Annotated in this window: 20 protein-coding genes; 12 read left to right on the top strand and 8 right to left on the bottom strand. The window is 76.0% G+C overall.

Annotation, left to right across the window (positions count from 1 at the left end):
- The first annotated feature begins 5 nt into the window (after positions 1 to 5).
- Positions 6 to 965: an aldo/keto reductase gene (locus K2F47_RS33765; RefSeq protein WP_242910165.1), complete on the top strand. Its 960-nt coding sequence runs from the start codon at positions 6 to 8 to the stop codon at positions 963 to 965.
- Positions 966 to 1051: 86 nt separating this feature from the next.
- Here the strand turns inward: K2F47_RS33765 and K2F47_RS33760 are convergent, their stop codons facing one another.
- Positions 1052 to 1753 (bottom strand): hypothetical protein, encoded by a 702-nt coding sequence (locus tag K2F47_RS33760; RefSeq protein ID WP_242910163.1) that lies wholly within the window; start codon positions 1751 to 1753, stop codon positions 1052 to 1054.
- A gap of 414 nt (positions 1754 to 2167) precedes the next feature.
- Here K2F47_RS33760 and K2F47_RS33755 point away from each other — a divergent pair, with 414 nt between their 5' ends.
- The 5 genes from K2F47_RS33755 (at position 2168) to K2F47_RS33735 (ending at position 7900) form a co-directional block, all read left to right on the top strand.
- Positions 2168 to 3952: a sensor histidine kinase gene (locus K2F47_RS33755; RefSeq protein WP_242910162.1), complete on the top strand. Its 1785-nt coding sequence runs from the start codon at positions 2168 to 2170 to the stop codon at positions 3950 to 3952.
- Positions 3943 to 4614: a response regulator transcription factor gene (locus K2F47_RS33750; protein WP_242910161.1), complete on the top strand. Its 672-nt coding sequence runs from the start codon at positions 3943 to 3945 to the stop codon at positions 4612 to 4614. The genes K2F47_RS33755 and K2F47_RS33750 overlap by 10 nt, the downstream gene beginning before the upstream one ends.
- Before the next feature lie 197 nt (positions 4615 to 4811).
- Positions 4812 to 6614, top strand: coding sequence for a sensor histidine kinase (locus K2F47_RS33745; RefSeq protein ID WP_242910160.1), 1803 nt, complete (start codon positions 4812 to 4814; stop codon positions 6612 to 6614).
- Positions 6615 to 6705: 91 nt separating this feature from the next.
- A complete protein-coding gene (locus tag K2F47_RS33740; protein ID WP_242910159.1) occupies positions 6706 to 7599 on the top strand; it encodes an FHA domain-containing protein in 894 nt (297 codons plus the stop codon).
- Between the two features lie 76 nt (positions 7600 to 7675).
- Positions 7676 to 7900 carry a hypothetical protein gene (locus K2F47_RS33735; protein WP_242910158.1) on the top strand — a complete coding sequence of 75 codons (225 nt, stop codon included), beginning with the start codon at positions 7676 to 7678 and terminating at the stop codon, positions 7898 to 7900.
- Between the two features lie 67 nt (positions 7901 to 7967).
- On the opposite strand, the gene K2F47_RS33730 is transcribed toward K2F47_RS33735, so the two are convergent.
- From K2F47_RS33730 to K2F47_RS33710, 5 genes are all read right to left on the bottom strand, one after another.
- Complete coding sequence (locus K2F47_RS33730; RefSeq protein ID WP_242910157.1) at positions 7968 to 10247, bottom strand: FHA domain-containing protein; 2280 nt, start codon at positions 10245 to 10247, stop codon at positions 7968 to 7970.
- Positions 10244 to 12055, bottom strand: coding sequence for a protein kinase domain-containing protein (locus tag K2F47_RS33725; protein WP_242910156.1), 1812 nt, complete (start codon positions 12053 to 12055; stop codon positions 10244 to 10246). Before K2F47_RS33725 ends, K2F47_RS33730 begins: the two co-directional genes overlap by 4 nt.
- A gap of 225 nt (positions 12056 to 12280) precedes the next feature.
- A complete protein-coding gene (locus K2F47_RS33720; protein ID WP_242910154.1) occupies positions 12281 to 13915 on the bottom strand; it encodes an ABC transporter permease in 1635 nt (544 codons plus the stop codon).
- Positions 13912 to 14868 (bottom strand): ABC transporter ATP-binding protein, encoded by a 957-nt coding sequence (locus tag K2F47_RS33715; protein ID WP_308198510.1) that lies wholly within the window; start codon positions 14866 to 14868, stop codon positions 13912 to 13914. Before K2F47_RS33715 ends, K2F47_RS33720 begins: the two co-directional genes overlap by 4 nt.
- The gene (locus tag K2F47_RS33710; RefSeq protein ID WP_242910152.1) at positions 14849 to 15541 is read right to left on the bottom strand and encodes a TetR/AcrR family transcriptional regulator; all 693 of its coding nucleotides are present in this window, start codon (positions 15539 to 15541) and stop codon (positions 14849 to 14851) included. The genes K2F47_RS33715 and K2F47_RS33710 overlap by 20 nt, the downstream gene beginning before the upstream one ends.
- A gap of 115 nt (positions 15542 to 15656) precedes the next feature.
- Between K2F47_RS33710 and K2F47_RS33705 the strand changes: the two genes are divergently transcribed.
- Genes K2F47_RS33705 through K2F47_RS33690 form a run of 4 tightly spaced genes read left to right on the top strand, consistent with a single transcriptional unit; the run spans position 15657 to position 21987 of the window.
- A complete protein-coding gene (locus K2F47_RS33705; protein WP_242910150.1) occupies positions 15657 to 16727 on the top strand; it encodes a FecCD family ABC transporter permease in 1071 nt (356 codons plus the stop codon).
- On the top strand, positions 16724 to 17749 hold the full coding sequence (locus tag K2F47_RS33700; RefSeq protein ID WP_242910148.1) for a FecCD family ABC transporter permease: 1026 nt from the start codon (positions 16724 to 16726) through the stop codon (positions 17747 to 17749). The genes K2F47_RS33705 and K2F47_RS33700 overlap by 4 nt, the downstream gene beginning before the upstream one ends.
- Positions 17746 to 18555, top strand: a complete 810-nt coding sequence (locus K2F47_RS33695; RefSeq protein ID WP_242910147.1) for an ABC transporter ATP-binding protein — start codon at positions 17746 to 17748, stop codon at positions 18553 to 18555. Before K2F47_RS33700 ends, K2F47_RS33695 begins: the two co-directional genes overlap by 4 nt.
- Before the next feature lie 30 nt (positions 18556 to 18585).
- Positions 18586 to 21987 (top strand): non-ribosomal peptide synthetase, encoded by a 3402-nt coding sequence (locus K2F47_RS33690; RefSeq protein WP_242910146.1) that lies wholly within the window; start codon positions 18586 to 18588, stop codon positions 21985 to 21987.
- A 24-nt stretch (positions 21988 to 22011) separates the two neighbouring features.
- Here the strand turns inward: K2F47_RS33690 and entS are convergent, their stop codons facing one another.
- The gene (gene entS, locus K2F47_RS33685; RefSeq protein WP_242910145.1) at positions 22012 to 23280 is read right to left on the bottom strand and encodes an enterobactin transporter EntS; all 1269 of its coding nucleotides are present in this window, start codon (positions 23278 to 23280) and stop codon (positions 22012 to 22014) included.
- 77 nt (positions 23281 to 23357) lie between these two features.
- On the opposite strand from entS, the gene panD reads away from it, so the two are divergent.
- Together panD and K2F47_RS33675 are read left to right on the top strand one after the other, a co-directional pair.
- Positions 23358 to 23765, top strand: coding sequence for an aspartate 1-decarboxylase (gene panD, locus K2F47_RS33680; RefSeq protein WP_242910144.1), 408 nt, complete (start codon positions 23358 to 23360; stop codon positions 23763 to 23765).
- A complete protein-coding gene (locus K2F47_RS33675; protein ID WP_372490959.1) occupies positions 23762 to 25330 on the top strand; it encodes a (2,3-dihydroxybenzoyl)adenylate synthase in 1569 nt (522 codons plus the stop codon). Before panD ends, K2F47_RS33675 begins: the two co-directional genes overlap by 4 nt.
- Positions 25331 to 25384: 54 nt before the next feature.
- On the opposite strand, the gene K2F47_RS33670 is transcribed toward K2F47_RS33675, so the two are convergent.
- Positions 25385 to 26710 (bottom strand): salicylate synthase, encoded by a 1326-nt coding sequence (locus K2F47_RS33670; protein ID WP_242910143.1) that lies wholly within the window; start codon positions 26708 to 26710, stop codon positions 25385 to 25387.
- Positions 26711 to 26714: the final 4 nt, after the last annotated feature.

Below are 26714 nucleotides of genomic sequence, written 5' to 3'. Positions count from 1 at the left end.
ACACCGTGTCCACCAGCATTCCCCGCCGCCGTCTCGGCTCGGCAGGCCCCGAGGTGGGGGTCCTCGCCCTCGGCTCCTGGCACACCTACGACCGGATGGACTTCGGCGACGCCGTCGCGATGCTCCGCCACGCCGTGGACTCCGGCATCAACATGTTCGACGTCGCCGTCTACGGGATGCCCGGCCACCCGCCGGTGTTCACCGACGTGCTGTTCTCGGCGATGGTCCGCGCCGCCGGGATCGAGCGCGAGGACTACCTGCTGTCGGCCAAGCTGTGGCTGGAGGGCTACCCCGAGCACTCCATGCGCGACCAGCTCACCAACGCGCTGTTCCGCGCGGGCGTCGACCACGCCGACGTCGCCGTCCTCGGCGACATCCGCAGCGACGACCTGGATCTGCGGGGGCTCGCCGAGGACCTCGCGGATTTGGAGCGCGAGGGCCTGCTCGGCTGCTGGGGCGTCAACAACTGGTCGGCCGCCACGATCCTGGAGATCCGCGAGCACGCGCTCGCCGCCGGGTCGCCCGGGCCGCAGCTCGCCCAACTCAAGTACAGCCCGTGCCGGCGCGCCATCCCCGACGGCGAGCCGTTCGAGGAGGTCTTCGCGGCGGGCGTGTCGATGCAGGCCTCGGACGTGCTGGAGGGCGGCATCCTCGCCGGCAAGTCCGGCGCGTCCCGGCAGATCGGACGCGACCCGGGCGAGATCCGCCCGCGCATCCAGGACGCCGCCAAGGGCATCGCGGAGCTGGCGAGGGAGCTGGACGCGACGCCCGCGCAGCTGTGCATCGCGTTCACGCTCACGCACCCGTCCACCAGCACCGTGCTGTTCGGCTCGACCAGCATGGAGCAGCTCACCGGCAACATCGCCGCGCTGGACGTTCTGGAGCGGGTGGGCGCCGACCGCCTCCGCTCGCTGATGGAGCCGTTCTGGGTCGACCGCGGCATCGTGGACCCGCAGGGTCCCTGACCGCGGTCTCACCGGGCCCCCGCGGGCCGGCGGGGGCCCGGTGACCAGAGCGCGCACGCCCGTCGATGGTGCGGCCGCGGGCCGCCTCAGCCGACGAGCGGCACCTCGCCGCGGGCGGTCGGCGGGGCCTCCCGCACCCAGCCCCGGTGCCGCCTGCCGGTGACCTCCAGCCGGACGAGCGGATGGTAGGCGCGCGCGTCGATCCCCTCGTACCCGTGCCGGACGATCGACTGGTAGATGTCCTCCGACACCACGAGCACCAGCGGCGCCCGCGCCGACCGCAGCGCGTCCTTGGCCTCCGGGCAGTCCAGCAGCCGGAACGCGACGTCGAGCGCCTCCCCGAAGCTGCCCCGCCCGTCGCTCTGCACCTCGCCCGCGTGTACGACGACGCGGATCCGCATCCGCCGGTCGCGCCCCGGCCCGAGTGTCAGCCCCGCGTTGTGGCCGGCCAGCAGCTCCGCCAGGGTCGGCACCACCGCGTGCAGCAGCAGCGTCTTCGGCACCTCGTCCATCGGGCGGACGAGGACGAGCGCGCCGTCGCCCCGGTCGACGAACTCCTCCCGGTGGCGCTCCTCGATGCCCGCCCGCGTGAAGGCCTCCTCCAGCAGCCGGTACAGCGTCCCGCGCAGCTCGGCCTTCACCGGGTCGGTGCGGGTGGCCGAGCCCTCGATGTCCACCGCCATGATCGTCCGGTAGCGCGGGCGGACCCCCGCGGGCGGCGGGCGCCGCGCCCTGACCCGCCGCGCCTTCGCCACCGTGAGGACCGGCGCGTCATATCGCTCCGCCATCTCGTGATCCATTCCCCCGTGCTCCTTTCCCGCGGCTCCCCTTCGCAGTTGTCCCGAGCGTCGCAAAGGCCGGTGGCCCTGGCAATCCAGGCGAACCCGGGCCCGTTTCCGGGGTTTTCCCGGTCGTTCGGCGCCCCTTTCGAAGTCATTGGACGGCGGCGCGAATTCGCATTTCTCACAGAAGTGCGTCCCGGGTCAAGGGGAACCGGTCCCGGGCCGTCCCGGGACCCGGGGGGCACCGGTCCCGGCCCGGCCGCGCATCGATCGGATAACGGCCCGCGCGGGACGCCCCGGTGTCCACGACACTTCGGGCGAGCCTCCGGACGCGGGCGGTGACGGCGTGCCCGCACCCGGGAAAGCACGGGCCCGACCCCCGTGGGTTTCCGGTGGCAGGACCGGCCCGCCGTCCCGAACATGGACAGGGTGGTCGTGGTGATATCCGGCCCGCGGCGGCGCCGCACGCCCCCGTGGTTCGGCCCCGAGGCGAGGCGCGCGCTCGTCGCCGGGCTCGCGGTGGCGGCGCTGGCGCTCGCGGCCGGATGGCCGTACTGGCGCGGCCACCCGGCCGCCGCCGCGGTCACGCTCGCCGCCTGCGCCGCGATCGCGGCCGAGGGCGTGCTGCTCGCGACCGGCGGGCGCACCCGGCGGACGGGCCTGTCGTTCGTGGCCGCCTCCGCCGCGTGGGCACTGAACTGGTTCGCGAGCTGGGACGCCGGGGTCGGCCCGATGATCTCGCCGTACGCGCAGGCGGAGTTCTACCTCGCGCTCGGCGTCGGCGTGCTGCTGTACCCGACCGGGCGGCTGGAGTACCGCGCGGACCGGATCTGGACGGCCGCCGCCTGCGTCGTCCTCGTGGCGTGCCCGACGGCGCTGTGGCTGACCTCCGAACCGGAGTGGGCGGCGTTCCGCGGCGACTCGGTGTGGTGGCCCGCGCCGTTCCCCGACCTCGGGCTGTTCCGGATCGTGCTGCGGGTGTCCTCCGGGCTCTACCTGCTGCTCGCGCTGTCGTTCGCCGCCGTGCTGCTGCTCCGGCTGCCCCGGCTGGGACGGCTGGGCCGCGTCCTCACCCTGCCGGTGACGATCGCGCTGGCGTTCGTCGGGGTGTCGGCCGCGCTGACCCAGAAGCCCGTCATGGAGGCGTCGGTCCCGCTGGACGCCCTCCTGGACGTGTACGCGGTGCAGGGCGCGGTCGCCGGGCTCGTCCCGCTCACCCTGCTCGCGTCGGGGCTGCGCGTCCGGCTCGGGGAGCTGGCGGTCGCGGGCCGGATGCTGCGGCTGACGGCGCCGGTGACCGTGGAGCGCGTCCGCGACGCGCTGCGGGACGTCCTGCACGACCCGTCGCTCGACCTGTGGTTCTGGGCGCCCGCGGAGGAACTCTACGTCGACACCGGCGGGCGCCCCGCCGACCTCGCCGCGGACGCCGGGCCCGGCCGCTGGCGGCGGACGGTGCTGACGCCGTCCGGCGACCCCCTCGCGGTCGTGGAGCTCGGCGGGGCGCTGCGCGACCACGGCTCGCTCGTCGAGGCGGCGCTCGCGGCGGGCGGCCGCGCCCTGGAGAACGCGCGGCTCCAGGCGACCGTGCACGCCAACCTGGAGCAGGTCCGCTCCGCCTACGAGCGGCTCGTCCGGGCCGAGGCGGTCGAGCGCGAGCGGCTCGCCCGCGACCTGCACGACGGCGCGCAGCAGCGGCTGCTGGCGCTCGGCGCGATGCTCGGCACGCTGGAGGCGGTGACGGCCGACGGCACGGTGCGCGAGCACGCGCGGACCTGCCGGAGCGAGCTGATGGAGGCGCTCGCCGAGCTGCGGGCGCTGGCCCGCGAGGTGCGGCCGGCGCTGCTCGTGCAGGGCGGCCTCGCCCCCGCGCTGGAGGTCGTCGCCGAGCGGATCGGCACCCGCGTCCGGCTGGAGGTCGCCCCGGAGCGCTACTCCAGCGAGATCGAGTCGACGCTCTACGCCGTCCTCTGCGAGGCGATGTCGTACGCTGTCGAACACGCACGGGCGGCGACCGTGACCGTGCGGGTCCGGCCCGAGGGGGCGCGGCTGGTCGCCGAGGTCAGCGACGACGGCGGGAGCCCCGGCGACCCCGCCGCCGACCTCGCGGGCCTGTCCGGGCGGATCCGGGCGCTGCGCGGGCAGGTGACGGTGGACGGGGATCCCGCGAGGGGCACGACGGTGAGGATGGTCCTGCCATGCGGGTAGCCGTGGCCGAGGACAGCGGGATCTTCCGGCAGGCGCTGGTCACCCTGCTCACCACGGTCGGCATCGAGGTCGCGGTGTCGGCCGCGTCCGGCGAGGAGCTGCTGGCCCGCGTCGCGGGCGACCCGCCGGACGTCGCGATCGTCGACCTGCACATGCCGCCCACCCACACCAACGAGGGCGTCGTCGCCGCGCGGCGGCTGCTGGAGCGGCACGCGGGCCTCGGCGTGCTCGTCCTGTCGGCCTACAACGAGACCCCGCAGGCGATGGAGCTGTTCCGCGACCAGCCGCGCGGCGTCGGGTACCTGCTGAAGGACCACGTCACCGACGTCGAGAACCTGCGCTCGGCGCTGGAGCGGGTGATGCGCGGCGAGGTCGTCATCGATCCGGACGTGGTGAGCCGCCTCGTCGAGGCCCGGCACCGCGAGCACGAGCTGGCGCGGCTGTCGGAGCGGGAGCGCGGCGTGCTCGCGCTGATGGCCGAGGGGCACTCCAACGCGGGCATCGGCAGGCGGCTGCACCTGTCCGCGCGGACCGTCGAGGACCATGTCCGGTCGATCTTCACGAAGCTGGGCATCACCTCCTCGGCCACGGGCGGCCCCCAGGACAGCAACAAGCGCGTCCTCGCCGTCCTGACCTGGCTGCGCGCCGCCGAACCGCGCTGACGGGCGGCGCCGGCGGGCCGCGCCGAGGGCCCGCCTCCGCGGTCCCGCGCATCAATCGGGTAACGAGCCTTAGCGTGAACGGCGGGCGTCGGAAAGACTGACGGTGCGAGTCCGGTCGCTCAAGGTGACCCGCTCGCGGCCCCCGCCCTCCCGTGTGCCGAGGTCCCTGCGCGGGCCTCGACATGGAGGGGGCGCCGGTGAGGTCCGTGCCCGGCCGGCGGACGCCGCTCTGGTTCGGCGCGCGGGTGCGCTGCGCGGCCGGCGTGGGCGCGGCCGTCGCCGCTGGCTCGGTCGTCTGCGGCTGGCCGTACTGGCGCGAGGCCCCCGGCGCCGCCGCCGTCACCGCGGCGTGCTGCGGCGGGTTCGCGGTCGCGGGCGGCGTGCTGGCCGCCGGGCGGTCCGGGCGCCGGACCGGGCCGCTGTTCACCGTCGCCTCCGCCGCCTGGGCGGTCACCTGGACCGCGAGCTGGGACACCGGCGCCGCGCCGCTCGTCTCGGTCTTCGCGCAGTCGGTGTTCTACCTCGCGGTCGGCACCGGCGTGCTGCTGTACCCGTCGGGTCGCCTGAGCGCCACCGCCCGGCTCTGGACGGCGGCCGCCGCGCTGGTGCTGCTCGGCGGGCAGGTGCTGCTGTGCGTCACGTCCCGGCCCGAGTGGAACGGCTTCGCGCCGTCGGCGACCTGGCCCGCGCTGTTCCCCGACCGCGCGGTCTTCGACGGCTCGCTGCGCGTGCTGACGGGGTCGCTGGTCGGCCTCGGCGGGTTCCTGGTCGCGATCCTCCTGCGGCGGCTGCCGCGCACGAGCCGGCTGGAGCGCGCGTTCACCGCCCCGGTCGTCGCCGCGATGGCGGTGGCCGCCGCCGGTGCCGTGGCGAGCCAGGGCTCGATCGCCGGCGGCGACGTCCGGCTGGAGGACGTGCTGCGCGTCTACCTCGTCCAGGGCGTCTGCGCGACCGTGCTGCCGCTCGCCTTCCTCGGTACCGCGCTGCGGGGCAGGCTCGCCGAGCTGACCGTCGCCGAGCGCATGCAGCGCCTCTCCGACCCGCTCACCGTCGAGAAGGTCCGCGACGCGTTACGCGGGGTCCTGCGCGACGACACGCTCGACCTTTGGTTCTGGTCGCCCGGGGAGGCGGCCTACGTGGACGAGGCCGGGCACCGCGCCCCGCCGGGCCCCCGCGCCCCGGGCCGCTGGCGGCACGAGATGCGCTCGTCCGGCGGCGCGCCGCTCGCCCTCGTCGAGTTGGCCGCCGCGCTCCGCGACCACGAGCCGCTGGTCGAGGCCGCCCTGGCCGCCGGGGGACGCGCGCTGGAGACCGTGCGGCTCCAGGCCACCGCCCAGGCGCACCTGGAGCGGGCCCGCGCCGCGCGGGAGCGCCTCGTCCGCGTGCAGGCGGCCGAGCGGGAGCGGCTCGCCGCCGACCTCCAGCGCAGCGCCCGGCGGCGGCTGCGCGCGCTGGAGGCGATGCTGGCGGCGCTGGAGGCGGCCGCCGCCGAGCCGTCCGCCCGCGCCCAGGCCGCCGCGTGCCGCCGGGAGCTGGCCGAGGCCGTCGCCGAGCTGGACGACCTGGCGCGCGGCGTGCACCCGGCGATCCTTGCCGACGCCGGTCTGCGCCCCGCGCTGGAGCTGGTCGCGGCCCGCGCCCCGGTGCCGGTGCGGCTCGACCTGCCCGCCCGCCGCTTCCCGCCCGAGATCGAGTCCACGCTGTACTTCGCGCTGTGCGAGGCGGTCGCGAACGCCGTCAAGCACGCCCGGGCCCAGCGCGTCGACCTGGAGGTCCGCGCCGGTCCCGAGCGGATCGTGGCCCGCGTCCGCGACGACGGCGTCGGCGCCGCGGCGGCGGTCCCGGGCGGCGGCCTCGCCGGGCTCACCGACCGCGTCGGCGCGCTGCGCGGCCGGGTCGAGGTCCAGAGCCCGCCCGCCGCCGGGACGATCCTCACGATCACCCTTCCCGTCCGGTCTCCTGCGGGGGGACGACCCCCCACACCCCCCGGAACGGCCTAGTGATCCGCGCGTCCGGGTTCGGCCGCGCGGGCGCGCCGTCCACGCCGAAGGAGGATGCTCGGCCCACGGACGGACGAGCTGCGAGGACACGATGCTGAACGCCGATAAGGGCGAGGACGACGGCACGGACGAGGGCGCGGTCGAGGTGAGCGGCCCGGAGGGCCCGCCGCGCCGGATGCGGCCGGGCGAGCGGCTCACGTTCGGCCGGGGCCCGGGCGTCGACCTGGCCTTCGGCGAGCGGAACCGCTGGATGTCGCGCCGGGTCGGGGAGATCACGGTCGAGGACGGCGGCGTGCGGCTGGTCAACCTCAGCGCCAAGCACGCGCTGGTCGTGGAGGCCGGGACGGTGGGGGAGGACCCCGGCAGGACCCGTCCCGAGCCGGTGCGGCTGCGGCCGCGGCTGCCCGGCGACCCGGCCGAGGCGTGCGTGCTGACGGCCGGAAGCGCGCTCGTCGGGTCCGCGCTGATGATCCGGGAGAACCGGGCCGTGCACGTGCGGCTGCCGGGGCTCGGGCCGAGCGGGGAGCCCGTCCTGCCCGCCCCGAGCGGGAGCCGGTCGAGCACGGTCGCCGGGATCACGATGAACCCCGAGACCCGCCAGTTCATGGTCGCGCTGCTGCTGTGCGCGCCGTGGCTGCGGGACGCCTCGAAGGTGGCGCGGCTGCCGACCGTCCCCGAGATCGGCAGGCAGGCGCTGGAGCTCACCGAGGCGCACTACCTGCTGCGGGTGGTCGACCGGGAGCCCCGCCTCCAGGAGCTGCTCACCGGGAAGGTCAACGACCATCTGAAGGCGCTGACCAAGAAGCTGGTCGCGCGGACCCTGCTCCCGGCGGAGGGGACGATCGGGCACACCGCCGTCGCCTCGGCGCTGATCCACTACGACATCCTCGGGCACCGCCACCTCGCGCTGCTGGAGGACGTGTACTGGAGGCGCGTGCAGGCCAACAAATGGTCCTCCTGCATGGACGACGCGTCCGCTCCCTGATCGGGGAGCAGAGCGCGCGGCCCCTTCCGGCGGACCCTGGGACGCGTCGGAACGGGCGAACCAGCAGGAGGAGACGATGTCCCGGAAAATCCGGATCCGCCGGGTCCACGGCGCGGCCGCCGTCATCGCGGTCGACCTTCTCACCCGCGTCGGCCTCATCGTCGCGGCCGTCGCGATGGCCGCCGGGGCGGGCGAGGCCGCCTTTCCCTTCGGCCACGCGTACTGGATCGTGGCCGCGCTGAGCGCGGTGCCCCGCGCCGGTGTCGTGGTGCACGTCGACCGCGAGGCCGGGGACAGGTGAGGCAGGCCAGGTAAGGCAGGGCGGTTGACGCCGGTGACCGGGTGCCCGGTCACCGGCGTTGCCTGCTTCACCGGCGGAGCCGCCGCAGGGTGAGGAACGCCGCGAGGCAGCCCTGCGCGGCGAGGACGAGCAGGCACAGCGCCCAGACGGGCGCGCTGTGCTCCCACAGGACGTCGGGGCCGCCGTCGCCGCGTCCGAGGTCGACGGTCGAGGCGAGCGCCGCGAAGCCCCACCGCGCCGGCAGCAGGCCGGCGGGCCCCGCCAGCAGCGGCTCGCCCGACAGCGGGACGAGCCCGCCGCACAGCGGGAGCTGGAGCGCGGTCACGGACGCGACCACGGGCAGCACCCACTCGGGCGCGGGCACGTGCACGGCGACCGCCATGCCGAGCAGCGCGCACACGACGCCGGTGAGCGCGAGCGCGACGGCGATCTCCGGTGTGCCGAGGCCGGGCAGCGCCGCGCCGGAGGGCCCCGGGCGCACGGCCCGCAGCAGCACGACGGCCAGCACCGCCTGCGCCGCCGCCACCCCGCCGAACACCGCGACCTTGGCGAGCAGGTACGCCTCGGGCAGCAGCCCGGCGGCCCGCTCGCGCGCGTACACGGCGCGCTCGGCGGCCAGGTCCCGCGCGGCGGGCAGCGCCGACGCCGCGGCCACGCCGAGCACGAGCACGAGCAGGGCGCGGCGGGCGCCGCCGCCGGGGACGGCGAGTCCCGACTCGTCGGCGACGCCCAGCGCGAGCAGCGTCAGCAGCGGCGCGACCAGTGCGATCAGCGCCGTCCCCGCCGGGTCGGCGGCCATCAGCCGGAGCCGCCGCCGCGCGAGGACGCGCGCGTCGCGCAGGGCGCGGCGCCGCACGGCCGGGTCGCGCACGACGGCGCCCGCCGGGACGGCCGGTGGCGGGAGGGGCTGCGGGGCGGCGGTCCCGAGGAGCCCTGAGCGGGCCTCGGCGACCTTCGCCAGGTGGTCGAACACGTCGGCCCACGCGGTGGAGGTGAACCGGCGGCGCAGCCCGGACGGCGGCCCGTGGTAGGCCTCCTGCGCGCCGGGCGCCAGCACCAGCACCGAGTCGCAGCGGTCCAGCTCGCAGGGCTCCCGGGTCGCCAGCACGACCTGCCGGCCCGCGTCGGCGAGCCGCCGCAGCAGCCGCACCATCTCGCGCGCGCGGCCGGGGTCCAGGCCCGCGAGCGGCTCGTCCACGAGCAGCAGCGACGGGTCGGTGATCAGCTCGCAGGCGATCGCGAGCCGCCGGCGGCGGTCCTCGTCCAGCGCCGACACCCGCAGGTGCGCGGACTCGCCCAGCCCCGTCTCGGCCAGCACGCCCGCGACCGCCGCCGCGCGCCCGGCGCCGCCGATGTCGCGGGGACGGCGCAGCTCGGCCGCGTAGGACAGCACCTGCCGGACGGTGAGCCGCGGATGGCTCTCGGCCTCGTGCGCCACGACCGCGATCCGCGCGCGGACCTCGGCGTTGGCGTGCACGTCCTGGCTCTCGTAGCGGACGCGGCCCGCCGCCGGGCGCCGCCGTCCCGCCAGCAGCGCCAGGAGCGTCGACTTCCCGCAGCCCGCGGGCCCGACGACCGCCAGCAGCGACGGGCCCGCCAGCCGGAGCGTCAGGGCGGGCGCTGGGGGCTCGCCGCCGCCCGCGCGCCGCGCCGGGGTCAGCACGGCCAGGCCCGACGCCTCCAGCCCCGTGTCGGGGGTCGCGGGCAGGAAGTGCAGCCGGTCGGCGATCCGGACGAACCGGGTGCGCCCGCACGTCAGCACGTCCCCGTCCCGCAGCGGCGCGCGGGTCGCGCGGTCGCCGTTGACGAACGTCAGGTTGGCGCTGCCGAGGTCCTGGACGACGTGCCCGCGCGGCCCGAGCACGATCCGCGCGTGGGCGCGGGAGACGAGCGGGTCGTCCAGCACGACGGTGTTGCCGCGGCCGCGCCCGATCGTCAGGCTCCGCCCGAGCGGCACCGGCTCGTGGGACGCCCCCTCGGCGTCCGCCGCCGCGTCGAGGCCGCCGGTCGCGCCGGGTTCGGCGAGGTCGGCGACGAACTCGACGACCGGGCCGTCGCCCGCGTCCCCGAGCCGGACGGCGAGCCCGGCGCCGACGGGCCGCGCGGTGAGCCGCGTCCCCTCGTGCCAGGTGCCGTTCTCGCTGTCGAGGTCGCGGACCACCCAGCCGCCGTCCGCGCCGTCGCCCCGCACCAGCTCCAGGTGCCGCCGCGACACGCGCGCGTCGGCGAGCACGACGTCGCATCCGGCGCCGCGCCCGACCAGCACCCGGTCGCCGGCGGCGAACTCGCGGGCCCGCCCGGCGGCGGTCACGGTGAGGCGGCCCGGCCGGTCCCGGGGCGCGCTCACCCGCCCGGCAGGGTCGGGTTCGGCGACTCGGTGGAGGGCGGCACGTACCCCGCCGCCGCGACGAGCTGGGCGTCGCCGAGCACGAGCGTCCCGCCGTCGCAGCGGGACGCGTCGCCGCCGCTGAACGTCCACCGCAGCGTGAGCCGCAGCACGCCGCGCACGTCGACCTCGAGGTCCTGCGACTTGCCGAGCGTGGTGGTGATCGACTTCAGCTTGCGGGCGTCGCCGTAGAACTCGACGGTCACCTGCGTCTTGGCGGCGGCCGAGTTGTCGTCCACGCCCGCGAGCCCCTGCAACCGGGTGTAGTGCTGGCCGAGGTCGTACTCGACGGTGCCGGTCTCGTTGCCGCAGGGCGAGCCCTCGACACCGATCGCGTGCAGCTGCGGGTGGCCCGACAGCCGCAGCTTCGCGGCCTCGGTGCCGGTCTTGATCCGGTCGCCGGCGCTGGGCTCGATGTCGGCGAGGTACTGGATCGCCTGCTTGGAGGAGACCGTCAGCTGGAGCGTGGTGGGCAGGTCGGCGCCGGGCTTCGGGTCCTGGTCGAGCACGACGCCGTCGGGCGAGCCGGGCGGCGCCGCCTCCCGGCGGATCTGCACGCCGACCGACGACGGCAGCAGCGCGCGGGCCTGGGCCTCCGGCAGCCCGACGAGGTCGGGGACCTGGTTCGGCCCGTAGGACGCGCGCGCCCTGCTGGGCGACGGCGTCGCCGGAGGGTCGCCGCCCTCGCTCTTCGCGATGGGGGTGACCGGGGCCGGGCCGGGGTTCTCGCCCGAGCCGGGGTCGCGGGTGGCCGCGTACCCGCCCGCCGCGACCGCGCAGACCACGGCGGCGGTGACGGCGGCGATGGCGAGCGAGCGCCGCCGCCGTCCGCGCCGGCCCCCGCTCCCGGTGCCGCCGGACTCGCGCCCGGGGTTGCGCATCGACAGTGCGGTGTCGGCGTCGTGCAGGGCGGCGACCGGCTCGGGCGGCTCGGTCAGCGTCTCGGCGGCGGGGACCGCCTCCAGGTCGCGGGCGAGCGCCTCCAGCAGCATCGCGACGCGTCCCGCGGGCCCCGGACGGGCCGCCGGGTCCTTGGCGAGCAGCGCGACGATCAGCTCCCACAGCGCGCCGGGCATGCCGGGCGGCCGGCCGGGGGCGCTGTGCCCGTGCCGCTGCAACATGACCAGCATGGACTGGTCGGCGAACGGCGTCACGCCGCAGCACATCTCGTAGAGCATGATGCCGAGCGCGTACAGGTCGGTGGCGGGCGTCGGCGGCTGCCCGTCGGCCAGCTCCGGCGCGATGTAGGGGGCGGTGCCGACGAGCATCGTCGACTTGCTGCCGGTCTGCTCGGCGATGCGCGCGATGCCGAAGTCGGTCAGCCGGACGGCGGGCGGCGTCCGGCGGGTGTCCAGCAGCACGTTCTCGGGCTTGACGTCGCGGTGCACGACGCCCGCGTCGTGGACGGCCGCGAGCGCCGAGGCGGTCTCGGCGGCGACCGTGCAGGCGTCGCCCGGACGCATCGCGCCGTGCGCGGCGAGCGGCGCGCGCAGGTCCGAGCCCTCGACGAGGTCCATCACGATCGCGAGCGTCGCGCCCTCCACGACGAGGTCGTGCACCCGCACCAGGTGCGGGTGCACGACCTCGCGGAGGATCGAACCCTCCCGCAGGAAGCGGTTCACGGTCTCCGGGTCGCGGGCGAGGGTGTCGTGCAGGAGCTTGAACGCGAGCCGTTCGCCCTCGTGGGTCCGCCCGCGCCACACCTCGCCGGTGGCGCCGCGCCCGATCACCTCTTCAAGGATGTACTTGCTGCCCAGAGGGCCTTTCACCGCGGGACTCCTAGGAATTGCCGAGCCGGGGGGAGCCAGAACGCGGCAATTCTCGCACCGCCGCAGTTTTCCCCGGTGACGTTCCGTGGTCCCCGCTGGTGCGATGACCGACTGCGGTCAGCGGCGCGTTGATTAATGCCCACTTTTAGATATAAGTCAGGCGCTCAACGGGATTAAGGAAAACGCGGCCAAGATCCTTTCATGGTGATCTTTCTGAGGATCTTGTCAGCCGATATCGCGGCGGCGGAAGGCGAGCAGCCCGGCCGCCGAGGCCGCCACCGCCACGGCGGTGAGGGCGATCAGGGGCAGCATCGAGAACGTGCCGCCCGGGACGTTGGGGGTGTGGGTGAAGGGCGAGACGTCCATGACGGGCTGGGGGAGCTTCAGCAGCGGCCCCATCTGGCCGAGCATGAGGCACACCGCGAGCACGCCCCATCCCGCCTGCGCGGCCCGCGGCAGCACGCCGAACAGCAGGACGGTCGCCCCCGCGACGACCCACACCGCCGGGAGCTGCGCGAGCGCGGCGCCGAACACGCGGGGGAGCTGGCCGCCGAGGTCGCCCGAGCGCAGCCCGTGCCCGAACCCGACGGCGAGCCCGGTCGCGGCGAGCATGACCACCGTGCCCGCGATCGTGACCGCGAGCTGCGACAGGGCCCACCGCAGCCGCCCGACGGCCGCCGCGAGCACCGGTTCGAGCCGCTGCCCCGACTCCTCGGCCCGCAGCCTGAGCACGCCCTGCACCGCGTAGGCGGCGGTGAGCAGCGCCATCAGGCCCATGGCGGTGGACAGGAACGCGTCGACGACGCCGTCCTGCCGGCCCAGCTCCCGCAGGCTCTTCAGCGTGGAGTCACTGTCGCCGACCAGGTCGCTCACCCCGTCGGCGATGCCGCCGATCGCCAGCCCGTACACCAGGAACCCGGCCGCCCAGCCCGCCAGGGAGCCGCGCTGCAACCGCCACGCGAGCGCGAGCGGGGTGCGCAGCGACGGCGTGGCGCGGGCCGGGCCGAGGCCCGGCGCGAGGACCCCGGCGCCGAGGTCGCGGCGCTCGACCAGCGCGTACGCGGCGGCGGCCAGCAGCGCGAACGCCAGCAGCGGCAGCGCCAGCGCGGCCCACTGCTCGTCCGCGTAGGGCCGCACCCGCTGGGCCCAGCCGATCGGCGACAGCCACGCCGGCCAGTGCGCCGACCCGACGTCGCCGAGCCCGCGCACCAGGAAGCTCGTCCCGAGGACGGCGAGCGCCAGCCCGTTGGCCAGCCGGGACGTCTGGGCGAGCTGCGCGGTGACCGCCGCGACGCCCGCGAACACCATCCCCGTCCCGAACCAGGACAGGCCGAACGCCGCCGCGCCCGCCGCCGGCGCCCCGAACACGATCATCACGGCCGCCGCCAGCACGGCCAGGGTCCCGGCGGCCGTCGCGGCGACGAGCAGCGCGGCGGTCAGCGGGGCGCGGCGGCCGATGACGCCGGCGCCGACCAGTTCGAGCCGCCCGGTCTCCTCCTCGGCGCGCGAGTGCCGCACGACGAGCAGCACGCACATGAGCCCGACCAGGGCGCCGCCGGTCGCGCCGGTCTGCCAGGCGGCGACCCCGGCGGCGGTGTGCCCGTTGAGCACCGGCCCGTACAGCGCCTTCGTGGACGGGTTGTCGTTGATGCCGCGCGCGAACCTCTCCAGCGCCCCGGGCTCGTCGTACCCGGTCCTGAAGCTGTACATGGAGCTGGAGACGAGCGCGGTCAGCGCGTAGATCCACGCCGGCAGCATGATCCGGTCGCGGCGCAGCCACATCTTCACCAGCATGCCGGTGCCGGTGAGCCGCCCGCCGCCCGCGGCGGCTGGCGCCTGCGCGAGGGTCACGGCGGTCATGACGCCTCCGCGGGGGCGAGGTCGTCCTGGTAGTGGCGCAGGAACAGCTCTTCGAGCGTGGGCGGGCGGCTGGTGAGGCTCCGCACGCCCGCCGGGGTGAGCCGCTCCAGCAGCGTCCCGAGCCGGTCGGTGTCGACCTCGCAGCTGACCCGCACGCCCGGCCCGTCCAGCGGGCGGACGTCGAGGTCCTGGACGCCGGGCAGCCCGGCCAGGTCGCCGGGGTCGGCGGCGAGGTCGGCGGTGACGGCGGTGCGGGTCAGGTGCCGCAGCTCGTCCAGCGTGCCGGTCTCGGCGGTGCGGCCCCTGCGGATGATCGTGACCCGGTCGCAGAGCGCCTCGACCTCGCTGAGGATGTGGCTGGACAGCAGCACCGTCCGCCCCGCGTCGCGCTCCTCCTGGACGGACGCGCGGAACATCTCCTCCATGAGCGGGTCGAGGCCGGACGTCGGCTCGTCCAGGATGAGCAGCTCGGCGTCGGAGGCGAACGCCGCGACGAGCGCGACCTTCTGCCGGTTGCCCTTGGAGTAGGCGCGGCCCTTCTTCTTCGGGTCGAGCTCGAAGCGCTCCAGCAGCAGCTCCCGGCGGTCCTCGTCGAGCCCGCCGCGCAGCCGCCCGAGCAGGTCGATGACCTCGCCGCCGGTCAGGTTCGGCCACAGCGTGACGTCCCCGGGGACGTAGGCGAGGCGGCGGTGCAGGGCGGTGGCGTCCTGCCAGGGGTCGCCGCCGAGGAGCCGCGCGGTCCCGGCGTCGGCGCGCATGAGGCCGAGCAGGACGCGGATCGTGGTGGACTTTCCTGCGCCGTTCGGCCCGAGGAACCCGTGCACCTCCCCGGTCCGCACCGTGAGGTCCAGCCCGTCGAGCGCGCGTGTGGGGCCGAACGTCTTGACCAGGCCGGCCGCCTGGATCGCGTCGGTCGTCGCGCCGGAGGCCGCGTCAGTCGTCGCGTGCGTCACCGTCATCTCCCTTCGCGGCCGTGGCCGCCTCGTACAGGTCCAGCCCGGCGTGTGCGCGGGCGACGGTCTCCCGGCTCAGCAGCCGGTCGTCGAACACCTCCAGCACCGCGCGCCGCAGCGGCGGCGCCCCCTCGGCGGTGAGCGTGTCGGTGCCGATCACCCGGGACAGGTGCTCGTGCAGCACGACGAGGCCCACCGACATCGCGGCCATGGCCGCGGAGTAGACGTGCAGGTCGCGGGTGGTGGGCGCGGCGACGCCCGGCGGCGGGTCGGCCAGGTAGCGCTTGGTCATCTCCACCAGGTCGTCGAACAGCTGCGCGGCGGCGGGCGAGCCGTCGACCAGCGCGCGGGCGAGGTAGCGCCGGACGGGCAGGTCGGCCCGCAGCATCGCCTCGTGGAAGCCCGGGTCGCCCGCCGCATCGCTGGTCGACTGCGCGCCGAGCCGCCGCACGAGGTCGAGCGCGTACACGTCGCACGCCTCGCGCAGCGCGTCCTTGGAGCCGAAGTGGTGCTGGACGAGGCCCACCGACACCCCGGCCGCCTCGGCGATGCCCCGGAACGTGGCGCCCTTCACGCCGTACTCGGCGAACTGGAGGAGCGCCGCGTCCCGGATGCGGGCGCGGGCCGTCAGGTCCTCGGGCGCGGGGGCCCCGCCCCGGCCGGTCGTCGTCATGATCCCCTCCAATACGTCTGTATGGCAAGCAATATGACTGTATACCATACGCGCGTATTGGAACAGGGTGTGACAGGGGCTTCAGCGGCGAGTTAGCTTAGGCTACCCTTATCGAGTGCTGTCGTCCGTGCGGAAGACCCCCGTCCTGCGCCCCGGCGGCCCGGGGAGCCGCGCGGGCCCAGCGGCCGCGCCGCGCCGCGTCCTGCGGTGGGGCGGGCTGGTACTGCTCGCCGCCGCGCTGCTGCTGACCGTCGCCGCCAGCCTCGCGATCGGCGCCGAGCACGTCCCGCCCGGAAAGGTCGTCTCCGGCCTGTTCTCGCCCGACGACTCGCAGGCCTCGCTGATCGTCCGGGAGCTGCGGCTGCCGCGCACGCTGCTCGGCGTCGCGGTCGGGATCGCGCTCGGCCTGGCGGGCGCGGTGATGCAGGCGCTCACCCGCAACCCGCTCGCCGAGCCGGGCATCCTCGGCGTGAACGGCGGCGCCGCGCTCGCGGTCGTCACCGTCATGAGCGCGTTCCGGGTGGACGAGGTGCTCGTCTACGTGTGGGCGGCGTTCGCCGGTGCGGCGGGCGCGGCGGCCCTCGTGTACCTGGTCGGGGCGCGCGGGCGGGGCGGCGCGTCCCCGGCGCGGCTGGTGCTGGCGGGCGCCGCCGTCAACGCCGTGTTCACCGCGTTGACCGCCGGGCTGATGCTGCTCAGCCCGCGCACGTTCAACGGCTTCCGGTTCTGGCAGGTCGGCTCGCTCGGCGGGCGCGGCATGGACGTCCTGCCCCGGGTGCTGCCGTTCATCGCCGCGGGCATGGTGTTGGCGCTGCTGCTGGCCCGCCCGCTGAACGCGCTCGGCCTCGGCGAGGACGCCGGACGCGCCCTCGGCGCCCGGCCCGGCCGCACCCGCGCACTTGGCGCGGTCGCGGTCGTGCTGCTGTGCGGGTCCGCGACGGCCGCCGCCGGGCCCATCGCGTTCCTCGGCCTGGCCGTCCCGTTCATCGTCCGCGCGGCCGTCGGCCCCGACCAGCGCTGGGTGCTGCCCTACTCGCTGCTGCTCGCGCCCGTCCTGCTGCTCGGCGCCGACATCGCCGGACGCGTCGTCGCCCCGGGGGAGCTGGAGACCGGCATCGTCACCGCGTTCCTCGGCGCGCCCCTGTTCATGCTGATGGTCCGCAGAGGAAGGACACGCGACCTATGAGCCGGACCCTGCGGGCCGGGGGGCTGTCGCTGCGCTGGGAGCCGCGTTCCGCGCTGGTGTGCGGGGTGCTGGCGCTGGTCGCGGCGGGCGCGGCGGTGCTCGTCGTCGGCTCGGGGGAGTTCCCGATCCCCGCCGCCGACGTCGTGCGGGCGCTGCTCGGGCAGGGCGACCGGGCGACCGAGTTCATCGTCACGACGCTGCGGCTGCCCCGCGCCGCCACCGGCCTGCTCGCCGGGCTCGCGCTCGGGCTGAGCGGCGCGATCTTCCAGAGCATGTCGCGCAACCCGCTCGGCAGCCCCGACCTCATCGGGTTCACCACCGGCTCGGCGACGGGCGCGCTGCTCCAGATCCTCGTGTTCGGCGGCGGCGCGGTCGCCATCACGGTCAGCTCGGTCGCGGGCGCCGTGCTCACCGCGCTCGCCGTCTACCTGATGGCCTACCGCCCCGGGGGCGGCGGCGTGCACGGCGTCCGGCTGGTGCTGATCGGCGTCGGCGCCGCCGCGATGCTGGAGGCGCTGAACTCCTACCTGATCACCCGCGCCGAGCTGCGCGAGGCCTACGAGGCCGCGTTCTGGCTGACCGGGAGCCTGAACGGGCGCGGCTGGGAGCAGGCCGTCCCGCTCGGGATCGCGCTGGCGGTGCTCGTGCCCGCCGCGCTCGCGCTCGGCGGGCACCTGAACATGGGCGAGCTCGGCGACGACGCGGCGCAGGCGCTCGGCGTGCCCGTCCAGCGGACCCGCGCGCTGCTCGTCGTCCTCGGGGTCGGGCTGGTCGCCGCCGCGACCGCCGCCGTCGGCCCCGTCCCGTTCGTCGCGCTCGCGGCGCCGCAGCTCGCCCGGCGGCTGACCCGCCGCGCGGGCGCGCAGCTGCTGCCCGCCGCGCTGACCGGCGCCGCGCTGCTGGCCTGCGCCGACCTGATCTCGCTGCACCTGCCGGTCGCCATGCCCGTCGGCGTCGTCACCGGCGTGCTCGGCGGCGCCTACCTGGCGTGGCTGCTGTCCACCCGGAAGGGGACGACATGACGAGGCTCCGCGCCGACGCCCTCACGCTCGCCTACGACCGGCGCGTCGTCGCCGAGCGGCTCGGCGTGGAGATCCCCGACGAGTCGTTCACCGTCATCGTGGGCCCGAACGCCTGCGGGAAGTCGACGCTGCTGCGCGCACTGGCGCGGCTGCTGCGCCCCCGCGAGGGCACCGTCTTCCTGGACGGCGCGCCGATCTCCGCGCTGCCGCCCAAACGGCTCGCGCGGCTGCTCGGGCTGCTGCCCCAGTCGCCCACCACCCCCGAGGGCATCACGGTCGCCGACCTCGTCGCGCGCGGCCGCTACCCCTACCAGGGCCTGCTGCGCCAGTGGTCGCGCGACGACGAGCGCGTCGTCGGCGAGGCGCTGGAGGCGGTGGGCGTCGCGGGCCTCGCCGACCGCGTCGTGGACGAGCTGTCCGGCGGCCAGCGCCAGCGCGTCTGGCTCGCGCTCGTCCTCGCCCAGCGGACGGGCATCCTCCTGCTGGACGAGCCGACCACCTACCTCGACATCGCGCACCAGGTCGAGGTGCTCGACCTGTGCTCGCACCTGCACGAGGAGGGGCGCACGCTCGTCGCGGTGCTGCACGACCTCAACCACGCCTGCCGGTACGCCACGCACCTGATCGCGATGCGCGACGGCGAGATCCGCGCGCAGGGCCCGCCGGAGGAGATCGTCACGGCCGGGCTCGTCGAGGAGGTGTTCGGGCTGCCGTGCCGCGTCATCGACGACCCGGAGACCGGCACGCCGCTGATCGTCCCGGTCGACCGGCGGCGGGCGTTGACGCCGAAAAATCCCGTCAATTAGGTTAGCCTTACCTAATTTGAGGGGAGTTCCGTGCTGACCTGGGAAGAGCTGGAGAGCGCGCTGGCCGAGGTGCTCGACGAACCCGCCGGGCCCGGCGACAACCTCATCGAGCTCGGGATGGATTCGATCCGGCTCATGCAGTTGACCGGACGGCTGCGCCGCCGCGGCGTCGAGGTCCGCTTCGCCGAGCTGGCCGAGCGGCCCACGCTGGCCGAGTGGTGGGAGCTGCTCACCGAACGCGGCCAGGCCGAGCCCGCCGCGGGCCCCCCGGCGGGCGGCGCGCCCGCGGACGACGACCTCGCCGACCTCGCCGACCTCGCGGGCATCGAGCCGGACGAGCCGTTCCCGCTCGCGCTCATGCAGCACGCGTACTGGATCGGGCGCGACTCGGGCCAGTCGCTCGGCTCGGTCGCCGCGCACCTCTACGTCGAGCTGGACGGCCGGGCGATCGACCCGGAGCGGTTCGAGGAGGCCGTGCGGGCGCTCGTCCGGCGGCACCCGATGCTGCGCGTCGCCGTCCTGGACGACGGGACGCAGCGCGTGCTGCCCGAGCGGCCCGGCCCGGCCGTCACCGTCCACGACCTGCGCGAGGTGCCGGACCCGGACGCCGAACTGGAGCGGATCCGCGCGGAGATGTCGCGGCAGCGGCTGCCGATCGAGGAGGGCCGGGTGTTCGACGCGCGGCTGAGCCTGCTGCCCCGAGGCACCGCGCGCCTGCACCTGGACGTCGACATGGTCGCCGCCGACGCGATGAGCTACCGCGTCCTGCTGGCCGACCTCGCCGCGCTGTACGCGGGGGAGGCCCTCGCGCCGATCCGGTACGGCTACGCCCGCTACCTGGCCGAGGACCCGCGCGCCGAGGCCCGCGCGGCCGACCGGCGCTGGTGGGCCGAGCGCCTCGCCGACCTGCCGGGCCCGCCCGAGCTCCCGGTGGTCGCCGAGCCGGGCGACGAGGTCGAGCGCCTGCACCACTGGCTGTCCCCGGCGGACAAGGACCGCCTCCTCGCCCGCGCGCACGCCGCGGGCGTCACCCCCGCGATGGCGCTGGCCGCCGTGTTCGCCGAGGTCGTCGGCGCGTGGTCGGCGACGCCGCGCTTCCTGCTGAACCTGCCGCTGTTCCACCGCGAGCCCGTGCACCCGGACGTGGACGCGGTCGTCGGCGACTTCACCGGCTCGATCATGCTGGAGGTCGACCTCACCGCCGAGCTGCCGTTCGCCGAGCGGGCGCGGGCCGTCCAGGCGTCGCTGCACACGGCGGGCGCGCACAGCGACTACTCGGGCCTGGAGGTGCTGCGCGACCTGTCGCGGCTGCGCGGCGAGCAGGTCCTCGCGCCGATCGTCTACACCAGCGCGCTCAACCTCGGCGAGCTGTTCGGCGACGGCGTCCGCGAGCGGTTCGGCGAGCCCGGCTGGATCATCTCGCAGGGCCCGCAGGTGCTGCTGGACGCGCAGGTCACCGAGGTCTCGGGCGGGCTGCTGCTTAACTGGGACGTGCGCCGCCCGGCGTTCCCGGACGGGGTCGCCGAGGCGATGTTCGCCGCCTACACCGCCGCGATCACCCGGCTCGGCGCGTCCGGCGCGGACTGGGGCGAGCCGCTCCGCGTCGCCGCGACGCCGGAGCAGCTGCGGGTGCGGGCGGCGCTCAACGCGATCCCGGCGCCGCCGTCCCGCACGCTCACCGAGGGCTTCTTCGAGCACGCCCGCCGGACGCCCGGCGCGCCCGCGCTGCACTGGGGCGACGGCGGCACGCTGACCTACGGCGAGCTCGCCGACCGCGCGTTGCGCGTCGCGGTCGACCTGGCCGCCCGGGGCGTCCGTCCGGGTGACCGCGTGTCGGTCGAGCTGCCGAAGGGCCCGGACCAGGCCGCGGCCGTCCTGGGGATCCTCGCGGCGGGCGCCGCGTATGTCCCGATCGGGGTGGGGCAGCCCGCCGCGCGGCGCGAGCGGATCCGCGCGGGGGCCGCCGTCGCCGCGTCCATCACCTCGGGCGCGGTGCCGGAGGTCGAGCCGCTGGCGGCGCCGGTCGAGGCGCGTCCCGAGAAGGTCGCCTACGTGCTGTTCACGTCCGGGTCGACGGGCGAGCCGAAGGGCGTCGAGGTCTCGCACGGCGCCGCGATGAACACGATCGGCGACCTCAACGACCGGTTCGGGCTCGGCCCCGGCGACGCCACGCTCGCGGTCTCGGCGCTCGACTTCGACCTGTCGGTGTTCGACCTGTTCGCGCAGTGGTCGTCGGGCGGCGCGGTGGTCGTCCCGGACGAGGACGAGCGCCGCGACGCCGCGCGCTGGGCCGAGCTCGTTCGGCGCTGGTCGGTGACCGTGCTCAACTGCGTCCCGTCCGTCCTGGAGATGCTGCTGCGCTCCGGCACCGAGCCTGTCGGGAGCCTGCGGCTGGTGCTGCTGGGCGGCGACTGGGTCGGCACGCACCTGCCCGCGCTGCTGGCCGAGCGCGCGCCCGGCGCCCGGTTCGTCGCGCTCGGCGGCACCACCGAGACCGCGATCCACTCGACCGTGCAGGAGGTGGCGGGCGAGGTCCCCGCCGACTGGCACGCCGTCCCGTACGGGGTGCCGCTGGGCGGCGTCGCGTGCCGGGTCGTGGACGAGGCGGGCCGCGACCGCCCCGACTGGGTCGCGGGCGAGCTGTGGATCGGCGGCGCGGGCGTCGCCGACGGCTACACCGGCGACCCCGACCGCACCGCCGACCGGTTCGTCGTCCACGAGGGCGCGCGCTGGTACCGGACGGGCGACCTGGCCCGCTACCGCCCCGGCGGGACCCTGGAGTTCCTCGGCCGCCGCGACCACCAGGTCAAGGTGCGCGGCTTCCGGATCGAGCTGGGCGAGATCGAGGCCGCGCTGCGCGACCATCCCGCCGTGACGCGGGCGGTCGCGTTCCTCAACAAGGGGAGCCTGGCGGCGGCCGTCGTCACCGGGTCGTCCGCACCGGACCGCGAGGCGATCCTCGCGCGGGCCCGCGACCTGCTTCCCCCGCACATGGTCCCCGAGCTGCTGCTCACGCCGGATGCCCTCCCGCTCACCGCCAACGGCAAGGTGGACCGCAAGGCCCTCGCCGCGCTGGCCGCCGCCGAGACCGGGGACGCGGCGCACGTGGAACCGCGCACGCCGCTGGAGCAGGTGTTCGCCCGGATCGTCGCCGAGGTGCTGGGGGCCGAGCGCGTCGGCGCGGACGCCGACTTCTTCGCGCTCGGCGGCGACTCCGTCCTCGCCACGACCGTGGTCGCGCGGCTGCGGGAGGCGCTCGACACGACGGCGCTGCCCGTCCGCGTCCTGTTCGCCGAGCGGACGGTCGCGCGCGTCTGCCGCCGCCTCACCGAACTGGAGGACGCCCCCGGGCGGCTGGAGGCCGTGGCCTCGATCTGGCTGGAGGTCGAGGCCATGACGGAGGCGGAGGTCGCGGCCCGCCTCGCGCGCTGATTCGGGCGTGCCGGACGGCGCGGGTCAGGCGGCGGGCTCGGGATCGGCGCTCGGCGCGTCGGGGCCCGGGGCGAGGGTCGCGGTGCGCAGGCCGGTCAGCGTGAGGGCGAGGGCCAGCGCTAGCGCGGCGCTGACCGTCCCGTAGAGGACGATCGCGGAGCCGGGGGCCAGGTAGCGGCCGAGGACCCCGGCTCCGAGCGCGCCGACCGCGCCGCCGCCGGTCTCCTGCGCCGCCCAGAGGGCGTTCACCCGTCCGAGGTGGGAGTCGGGGGTGTGCGACTGGATGAGCCCGTAGCGCAGGATCTCCTCGATGGACGCGACGAACCCGTACCCGAGCAGGATCGCGACGGCGACGGCGGGATGGCGGGCGAGGCCCAGGCAGGCGAGCGCCGCGAAGCCGCTGACGGACGCGACGAGCAGCGCCCGCCCCGGCGCCCCCAGCCGTCCGGCCCACCCGCTGGTCACCGACGCGAGCACCGCCCCGCACGCCGGGGCCGCGTACAGGAGGCCGACCGTGGTGGCGCCGCCGTCCAGGCCGCGCGTCGCGAACGCGGGCATCAGCACCGGAATGCCGCCCGCGACCATGAACAGCAGCCCGAGCAGCATCAGCGACCCCACCACCCGGTGGGAGGCGACGAACCGGAACCCGCCGGCGATCGCCTTCAGCGGGTTGCCCGCCGCGTCCTCCCCGCTCGGCTTGAGCACCGGGAGCGAGGTCAGCAGGCCCAGCGTGCCGAACGTGCCGGCGGCGGCCGCCGCGTAGTTCCAGCCGACCCCGAACGCCGACACGACGACCCCGCCGAGCGCGGGGGAGGCCATCGACCCGAGCCGGACCGTCAGCGCGTTCAGCGCGCCCGCCGCGACGAGCTTGTCGGGCGCGACCAGCGCGGGCGTCGCCGCGAGCAGCGCCGTGACGCTGACGCCGGTCGCGAGCCCGTCCCACGCCGCGAGGACGTACAGCGCCGCCGCCGACGGGGACGGCAGGAACGCGTTAACGGTGAGCAGCGCGAACCCGACGCCCGCCGCCGTCCGCGCGCGCAGCATCAGCCGCCGCCGGTCGTACCGGTCGGCGAGCACCCCGCCCCACAGGAACCCGGCCAGCAGCGCGGCGCCCTCGGCGGCCGACACCGCGCCGACGTGTACGGTCGAGCCGGTCAGGTCGTAGACCTGCACGGGCACGGCCACCATCAGCATCCCGATCCCGAACACCGAGACCGTGCGGGCGATGAACACGTTCCGGAAGGCCCTGCTGGTGCGCAAGGGACCGATGTCCATCGCGAGGCGCCTGAGCATCGTCGGGGTTCTCCTCCGCCGGGGGGATAGCTAAGGTAAGCCTAGCCTTAGTTGGTCTTGAGAAAGAGGACGAACCGGTGCAGCGAACGCTGATGAACGGCAAGATCCACCGCGCGACCGTCACGCAGGCGGACCTGCACTACGTGGGCTCGCTCACGATCGACGCCGACCTGATGGAGGCGGCCGACATCGTGAAGGGCGAGCAGGTCCACGTGGTCGACATCACCAACGGCTCGCGCCTGGTCACCTACGCCATCACCGGCGAGGCGGGCAGCGGCGTCATCGGCGTCAACGGGGCGGCGGCCCACCTGGTGAACCCCGGCGACCTCGTCATCATCATCACCTACGCCGCCCTCGACGAGGAGGAGCGGCGCGAGCACAGCCCCCGCGTCGTCCACGTGGACGGCGCGAACCGGGTGGTCGCGCTCGGCTCCGACCCGGCCGAGCCCGTCCCGGGCGCCGCCGGGCAGACGGCGGGGCGGTGACCGTGGACGGCTTCACCCCCTGGCCCCCCGACCTGGAGGCCCGCTACAAGGCCGAGGGCTACTGGGCCGACCGCGTCCTCGGCGCCGTCCTGCGCGGCGCCCCCGGCCGCCTGGCGCTCGTCGCCGGTGCGGAGCGCCTCACCTACGCCGACCTGGACCGCCGCGCCGCGCGCGCCGCCGCCGGGTTCCTGCGGCTCGGCCTCGGCCGCGGCGACCGCGTCGTCGTGCAGCTCCCGAACACGGCGGGCTTCGTCGTCACGTTCCTCGCGCTGGTGCGGATCGGCGCCGTGCCCGTCCTGGCCCTGCCCGCGCACCGCGCGAGCGAGATCGGCTACCTGTGCGAGCTGTCGGAGGCGCGCGGCTACGTCTGCGGCGAGACCGACGGCGACTTCGACTACCGGGAGATGGCGCGCGGCCTGCCCGTCGAGCACGTCGTCGTGGACGGCGACCCGCAGGAGTTCACCGCCCTGTCGGCCGTCGACGCGGAGCCGGTCGACGCGCCGCGCCCCGACCCGTCCGACGTGGGGGTTTTCCTGCTGTCGGGGGGCACCACCGGCCTCCCGAAGCTGATCCCCCGCACCCACCGCGACTACGTCTACAACCTGGAGGCCAGCGCCGAGGTCTGCGGCTTCACCGAGGAGACCGTCTACCTCGTCGTGCTGCCCGCCGCGCACAACTTCGCGCTCGCCTGCCCCGGCGTCCTCGGCGTGTTCGCGACCGGCGGGACGGTCGTGCTGGCGCCGTCCGGGTCGCCCGACGACGCGTTCCCGCTCATCGAGCGCGAGCGCGCCACGGTCTGCGCGGTCGTCCCGCCGATCGCGCTGCTGTGGCTGGACGCGGCGAGCTGGTCCGGCGAGGACCTGTCGTCGCTGGAGCTGCTCCAGGTCGGCGGCGCGAAGTTCGCCGCCGAGCGCGCCGCCGAGGTGCCCGCCGACCTCGGCTGCCGGGTGCAGCAGGTCTTCGGGATGGCCGAGGGCCTGCTCAACTACACGCGCCTGGACGACCCCCGCGACCTGGTCGAGCGCACCCAGGGCCGGCCGCTGTCGCCCGCCGACGAGATCCGCGTCGTGGACGAGGACGGCGAGCCCGTCGCGCCCGGCGAGGTCGGCGAACTGCTCACCCGCGGGCCCTACACGCTGCGCGGCTACTACCGGGCGCCCGAGCACAACGCCCGCTCGTTCACCCCGGACGGCTTCTACCGCACCGGCGACCTCGTCCGCGTGCTGCCGACCGGGCACCTGGTCGTCGAGGGCCGTGCGAAGGACCAGATCAACCGGGGCGGCGACAAGATCTCGGCGGAGGAGCTGGAGGGGCACCTGCTGGCCCACCCGGCCGTGCACGACGCGGCCGTCGTCGGCGTCCCCGACGCGATGATGGGCGAGCGGACGTGCGCGTTCCTGGTCGTCCGCGAGAAGGAGCCGACGCTGCGCGAGCTGAAGGACTTCCTGCGCGCCCGCGGCGTCGCCGCCTACAAGTACCCCGACCGCGTCGAGACGGTCGACGCCTTCCCGCGCACCCCCGTGGGGAAGGTCAGCAAGAAGGCCCTCGCGGCGCGCCTGACCTGACGCGCGCTCCCGGCGGGCCGCCCGGGCACGGGGCGGCCCACCGGGAGCGGCGGCTCAGGGGAGGGGGACGACGTGCGGCGCGATGCTGGAGAGCTTCTCGCAGGTCTCCTCGTACTCGCGGTCGGGCGTCGAGCCCAGCACGATCCCGGCGCCCGCGCGGAGCCAGGCGCGGCCGTCCTCGTTGTAGAGGGCGCGCAGCACGAGCGCGGAGTCGAGCGCGCCGTCGTGGGAGAGGGCGAGGACGGCGCCCGCGTACAGGCCGCGCGGCTCCTCCAGGCGGGTGATGGCCTCGATCGCCTCGGGCTTCGGGATGCCGGACGCGGTCACGCCGGGGAACAGGGCGGTCAGCGCGTCCCACGCGGAACGGTCGGGGGCGAGGGTCCCGCTGACGCTGGAGCCGAGGTGCTGGACGCTGCCGCGCTCCTTCACGGTCATGAACCCGGTGACGTGGACGCTGTCCGGCTCGCACACCCGGGTCAGCTCGTCCTGCGAGGTGCGCACGGACACGGCGTGCTCGAAGATCTCCTTGGGGTCGGTCTCCAGCTCGCGGCGCGTCCGCTCGTCGGCGTCGCGCCCGGCGCCGAACGCGCGCGTCCCGGCGAGCGGCTGGGTCATGACGTTCCCGGACGCGTCCACGCTGGCGAGGACCTCCGGGCTGAACCCGGTGGCCTGGAAGCCGCCGAGGTCGAGCAGGAACGAGCGCGCCGGGGTGTTGGCCTCGCGCCCGCGCACGTATGTCGCGACCACGTCCACGGGGAACGGGACGTCGAGGCGCCGGGAGACGATGACCTTCTGGTAGCGGCCCGCCTCGATGTCGGCGACGGCCTGCGCCACGCGCGGCTTGTAGGCGGCGGCGCCCACCCGGACGTCGACCGGGGACGGCGCGCCCGGCGGCGGGACGTCGTCCTCGGCGAGCAGCTTGGCGATCTGCTCCGCCTCGGCCGGGTCGGACGCGGTCACCCGGGCCCGGCCGCCCTCGATCCGCACCTCGGCGCGCGGGACGACCAGGTGCGCCAGCCGCCCGGACGGCCGGGGCGCGGCGAACTCGAACGCGATCCAGCCGTAGGCGTTCCACGCGGGCAGCGGGGCGGCGGCGAACGCCTCCCGCAGCGCGTCCGCCGGGTGGCCCGACCACGGCGTGCTCGCGGCGGGCGTCCCCGGCCAGCGGGTGTGGACCGCTCCGCCGTCGAGCACCACCTCGCCCAGCGTTCCGCCCGCGAACGTGTAGGCGCCGGGGCGCTCGTAGACGACGTAGTCGTCGAACAACCCCGATCCGGCCAGCCGGGCCATGAGGGCGAGGGGCTCGGCGGTGTGCTCGACCACCCGCTCCGTGAGTTTCTGGTCGGTGTGCGCACCGTCGGTGTGCGGACGGATGGACAAGGCG

It is taken from the genome of Actinomadura terrae, from assembly GCF_022751215.1.
Taxonomy (GTDB): domain Bacteria; phylum Actinomycetota; class Actinomycetes; order Streptosporangiales; family Streptosporangiaceae; genus Spirillospora; species Spirillospora terrae.
Note: the sequence above shows the minus strand (reverse complement) of the source record. Positions and strands in the feature narration are given on the sequence as shown.

What these genes read in the sequence shown, in the direction of transcription:
- K2F47_RS33760 (WP_242910163.1), bottom strand. Translation starts at nt 1,753, where the DNA reads ATGGCGGAGCGATATGACGCGCCGGTCCTCACGGTGGCGAAGGCGCGG.
- K2F47_RS33755 (WP_242910162.1), top strand. Translation starts at nt 2,168, where the DNA reads ATGGACAGGGTGGTCGTGGTGATATCCGGCCCGCGGCGGCGCCGCACG.
- K2F47_RS33750 (WP_242910161.1), top strand. Translation starts at nt 3,943, where the DNA reads ATGCGGGTAGCCGTGGCCGAGGACAGCGGGATCTTCCGGCAGGCGCTG.
- K2F47_RS33740 (WP_242910159.1), top strand. Translation starts at nt 6,706, where the DNA reads ATGCTGAACGCCGATAAGGGCGAGGACGACGGCACGGACGAGGGCGCG.
- K2F47_RS33735 (WP_242910158.1), top strand. Translation starts at nt 7,676, where the DNA reads ATGTCCCGGAAAATCCGGATCCGCCGGGTCCACGGCGCGGCCGCCGTC.
- K2F47_RS33720 (WP_242910154.1), bottom strand. Translation starts at nt 13,915, where the DNA reads ATGACCGCCGTGACCCTCGCGCAGGCGCCAGCCGCCGCGGGCGGCGGG.
- K2F47_RS33710 (WP_242910152.1), bottom strand. Translation starts at nt 15,541, where the DNA reads ATGACGACGACCGGCCGGGGCGGGGCCCCCGCGCCCGAGGACCTGACG.
- K2F47_RS33700 (WP_242910148.1), top strand. Translation starts at nt 16,724, where the DNA reads ATGAGCCGGACCCTGCGGGCCGGGGGGCTGTCGCTGCGCTGGGAGCCG.
- K2F47_RS33695 (WP_242910147.1), top strand. Translation starts at nt 17,746, where the DNA reads ATGACGAGGCTCCGCGCCGACGCCCTCACGCTCGCCTACGACCGGCGC.
- entS (WP_242910145.1), bottom strand. Translation starts at nt 23,280, where the DNA reads ATGCTCAGGCGCCTCGCGATGGACATCGGTCCCTTGCGCACCAGCAGG.